This is a genomic window from Burkholderia sp. LMG 13014, assembly GCF_905232215.1.
Taxonomy (GTDB): domain Bacteria; phylum Pseudomonadota; class Gammaproteobacteria; order Burkholderiales; family Burkholderiaceae; genus Burkholderia.
Window position 1 is genome coordinate 1 of sequence record NZ_CAJNKE010000565.1, and the last position, 3,759, is coordinate 3,759.

The window sequence follows — 3,759 nt, forward strand, 5'->3', positions numbered from 1 at the left end:
CTTGCGCCGCGTGCTGCCGGCAAGCGGCCGCGTGCTTGAAATCGCGAGCGGCACGGGGCAGCACGCAGTCCACTTCGCGCAGGCGCTGCCGGGCCTGCATTGGCAGCCGAGCGATCCCGATGCGCAGGCGCGGCGTTCGATCGCCGCGTGGGTGGCCCATGCGGGCCTTGCCAACGTTGCCGGGCCGCTCGCGTTCGACGTGCGCGACGCGTCGTGGCCGGTCGACGCGCTCGATGCAATCGTCTGCATCAACATGATTCACATCTCGCCGTGGGCCTGCACCGACGCGCTGTTCGCGGGTGCGTCGCGCCTGCTGCGGCCGGGCGGCGTGCTGTTCCTGTACGGGCCGTATCGGCGCGAGGGCCGGCATACGGCGCCGTCGAACGAAGCGTTCGACCTGCAGTTGCGCAGCCGCGACCCGTCGTGGGGCGTGCGCGATCTCGAGACGGTCGTCGCGCTCGGCCTCGATCGCGGCCTCGACTGCATCGAGGTGGTCGAGATGCCGGCGAACAACCTGAGCGTCGTGTTCCGGCGGCTGCCGCACGCGGAGCAATGACACGGAAGCGCACATCGCTGCCGGGTTTCCACTATCCTTTCGCCTGTGCGCGCGACCCGGCTCGGGTCGCGCCCCGTTTTTTCCGGAGAATTGACTAATGGGCAAACAAGCAATCGGTGTGATCGGGCTCGCGGTGATGGGCCGCAATCTCGCACTCAATATCGAGAGCCGCGGTTACGCGGTGTCGGTGTACAACCGCAGCCGCGAGAAAACCGACGAACTGATCGCCGAATTCCCCGGCCGCAATCTGGTGCCGACCTATACGCTCGAGGAGTTCGTCGCGTCGCTCGAAACGCCGCGCCGGATCCTGATGATGGTGAAGGCCGGCGAGGCGACCGATGCGACGATCGCGTCGCTCAAGCCGCTGCTCGAGAAGGGCGACGTGCTGATCGACGGCGGCAACACGCATTTCACCGACACGATCCGCCGCAACCAGGAGCTCGCGCAATCGGGCCTGCACTTCATCGGCACCGGCGTGTCGGGCGGCGAAGAGGGCGCGCTGCGCGGCCCGTCGATCATGCCCGGCGGCCAGCGTGACGCGTACGACCTCGTCGAGCCGATCCTCAAGCAGATCGCCGCGAAGGCGCCGTCGGACGGCGAGCCGTGCGTCGCGTACATGGGCCCGGACGGTGCGGGCCATTACGTGAAGATGGTCCACAACGGCATCGAATACGGCGACATGCAGCTGATCGCCGAAAGCTATGCGGTGCTGAAGGACGTCGCGGGCCTGACCAACGACGAACTCGGCGCGGTGTACACCGAGTGGAACCAGGGCGAACTCGACAGCTACCTGATGGAGATCACGTCGAAGATCTTCGGCAAGAAGGACGAGGAAACCGGCAAGCACCTGGTCGACGTGATCCTCGATCGCGCCGCGCAGAAGGGCACCGGCAAGTGGACGAGCCAGAATGCGCTGGATCTCGGCGTGCCGCTGCCGCTGATCACCGAATCGGTGTTCGCGCGCGTGCTGTCGTCGCTGAAGACCGAGCGCGTCGCGGCCAGCAAGGTCCTGTCGGGCCCGGCCGCCGCGCCGTTCGACGGCGATCGTGCCGCGTTCGTCGAAGCGGTGCGCCGCGCGCTGTACCTGAGCAAGGTGATCTCGTACGCGCAGGGTTTCGCGCAACTGCGCACGGCGTCCGAGGAATACGGCTGGAACCTCGATCTCGGGACGATCGCAAAGATCTTCCGTGCGGGCTGCATCATCCGCGCGCGCTTCCTGCAGAAGATCACCGACGCGTACGCGAAGGATTCGGCGCTCGCGAACCTGCTGCTCGATCCGTACTTCAAGGACATCGCCGCGAATTACCAGGCATCGCTGCGCGACGTCGTGGTCGCCGCGGTGAAGGCCGGCGTGCCGGTGCCGGCGTTCGCGTCGGCGGTCGCGTACTTCGACAGCTACCGCTCCGAGCGGCTGCCGGCGAATCTCGTGCAGGCGCAGCGAGATTTCTTCGGCGCGCACACGTTCGAGCGTACCGACAAGCCGGGCAGCTTCCACGCGAACTGGTCGTAACCGGCTGGCGGGGACAGCATTGTTGCGAAAATCTATTCTTTGAGTAGGGTTTTTCGATCCCGGATGCCAACATTGTTGGCTCCGGGGAAACAGTGTTTTCGTTGTTTCATGGTTTTCCCTAGGGGACGCCGGGACTAAACTCTGTTCCATCGCTGCAGACATGGTGTGTGCGGCGGAGCAAAAAAATCCCGGAGGTAATCATGAAATCGCTGATCGCAACGTTCGCCGCAGCTGCCGTCCTCGCCGTTCCCGCCGTCTCGTTCGCCCAACAGAATGCACCCGTCACCCGTGCACAGGTGAAGGCCGATCTGGTCGCCGTGCAACAGGCCGGCTACAAGCTGGGCAGCGACCGTACGAACTACCCGGAAGGCATCCAGGCTGCTGAAGCCCGCCTGAACCCGCAACAGAACGTCGCCGCTGCCGACACGACCGGCTACGGCGCGCAACCGGCCGCCGCGCAGGAATCCGGCGCTCCGGCCAAGGCCAAGACCGGCTGGCAAGTCAAGCGTATCGCTGACGACGCCCCGATCTACAAGGGTCGTTAATGGTGCGGCCGCATCGGCGGCCTGATCCGACCCTGGAAGTACAAACAGCCCGTCGTTCCGACATGCGGAACGACGGGCTGTTTTCATTGGCGGCGCGTGTATCGCGCCAGCGGCCCGTTCAGTGCAGCGGGCGCCGGCCGCGCCCGATATCCCGGAACAGCGCTTCGGCCGGTTCCAGCACCTGCAGCCACGTTTCGTCATAGCCGCTCAACGTATCGAGCGCGTCGCGCAGCCGCTCGATCGCGAGGACCGGCAGCTCGACGCTATGGCGCGTGGCGCCGGTCATATGCGCGACGCTCGCCAGCTGGACGAGCGCATCGGCCGCCTCGGCGACATCGGTCGCGAACAGCAGGTGCCGGTTGAGCAATTCGACCAGGCCGCTGGAACCGGAGAAATCGTCGGCGTCGAGCTGCACGGAAAGAAACGTCGCGTTGTTCATTGTCATGCTCCTCGTTGTCGTTGGATCGCGCAGTGCATCACCGAGTATAGGTGGCGATCGAAGCGGAGAATGTGACGGGATCGATATGGCAGGCGAGGGCGGCGAAGCGGGCGGCGGATCCGCGGCAGGCACGCCCGACGGCCCGCGCGGCGCGGCTTGCAGGCCGCCGGTACGCCGGTGCGGCGACGCAAGATTGTTGCCGGATCGGGCACCTGACGCGGCCCTGACCGCGACAAATGGTATCTTTGCCGATTGGGACGACGCGAAAAAGGGGCCGGTGAGCCCATTCGCGCCGACGTTCCACTATGGAAACTGACGGCCGCGACAGCGGTCGGATACTGGTTGGTCCGGCCCTCTGGCCGGACATCGTGCGTCGCGCGCCGGGGGGCGGTGGGCGGCGCGGCGACGCAAATCCGGGAGGACCCTTGAGAGAAATTATTCCCATCCACGATGCGCTGACGCGCTGGCTGCCGCAGGCGGCGCTCGTTGCCGCGGCCATCGCGCTGACGGGCTGCACGATGACGCCGTGGACCGATAGCTGGCAGCCGGCGCGCCAGTCGGCACCCACGTCGGCCGCGACGCCGGGCGTGATCGCCGGCTATTACCGCGTGAATCCGGGCGATACGCTCGCGGGTGTCGCGAATGCGTACGGGCAGCGCGTGCAGGACGTGGCCAGCTGGAACCACATGGCGCCCACCGATGCCGTGTA

Annotated in this window: 5 protein-coding genes; 4 read left to right on the forward strand and 1 reads right to left on the reverse strand. The window is 66.4% G+C overall.

Annotated features, from left to right (window positions below; translation table 11 throughout):
- The 3 genes from JYJ84_RS30925 to JYJ84_RS30935 all read left to right on the forward strand — a co-directional run.
- Window positions 1-556 (forward strand): DUF938 domain-containing protein (locus JYJ84_RS30925; RefSeq protein WP_205189901.1); only part of this gene is annotated, 556 nt, incomplete at its 5' end.
- 97 nt (window positions 557-653) lie between these two features.
- On the forward strand, window positions 654-2,066 hold the full coding sequence (gene gndA, locus JYJ84_RS30930) for an NADP-dependent phosphogluconate dehydrogenase (RefSeq protein ID WP_043177729.1): 1,413 nt from the start codon (window positions 654-656) through the stop codon (window positions 2,064-2,066).
- 200 nt (window positions 2,067-2,266) lie between these two features.
- Window positions 2,267-2,611, forward strand: coding sequence for a DUF4148 domain-containing protein (locus JYJ84_RS30935; RefSeq protein ID WP_043177725.1), 345 nt, complete (start codon window positions 2,267-2,269; stop codon window positions 2,609-2,611).
- Window positions 2,612-2,729: 118 nt separating this feature from the next.
- Here JYJ84_RS30935 and JYJ84_RS30940 read toward each other — a convergent pair whose 3' ends face one another.
- Window positions 2,730-3,050: a hypothetical protein gene (locus JYJ84_RS30940; RefSeq protein ID WP_122949192.1), complete on the reverse strand. Its 321-nt coding sequence runs from the start codon at window positions 3,048-3,050 to the stop codon at window positions 2,730-2,732.
- Between the two features lie 425 nt (window positions 3,051-3,475).
- Here JYJ84_RS30940 and JYJ84_RS30945 point away from each other — a divergent pair.
- Window positions 3,476-3,759 (forward strand): LysM domain-containing protein (locus JYJ84_RS30945; RefSeq protein WP_205189902.1); only part of this gene is annotated, 284 nt, incomplete at its 3' end.

Excerpts from the sequence above, each read along its gene's own strand:
- JYJ84_RS30940 (WP_122949192.1), bottom strand. The coding sequence starts at position 3,050 with ATGAACAACGCGACGTTTCTTTCCGTGCAGCTCGACGCCGACGATTTC.
- JYJ84_RS30935 (WP_043177725.1), top strand. The coding sequence starts at position 2,267 with ATGAAATCGCTGATCGCAACGTTCGCCGCAGCTGCCGTCCTCGCCGTT.
- gndA (WP_043177729.1), top strand. The coding sequence starts at position 654 with ATGGGCAAACAAGCAATCGGTGTGATCGGGCTCGCGGTGATGGGCCGC.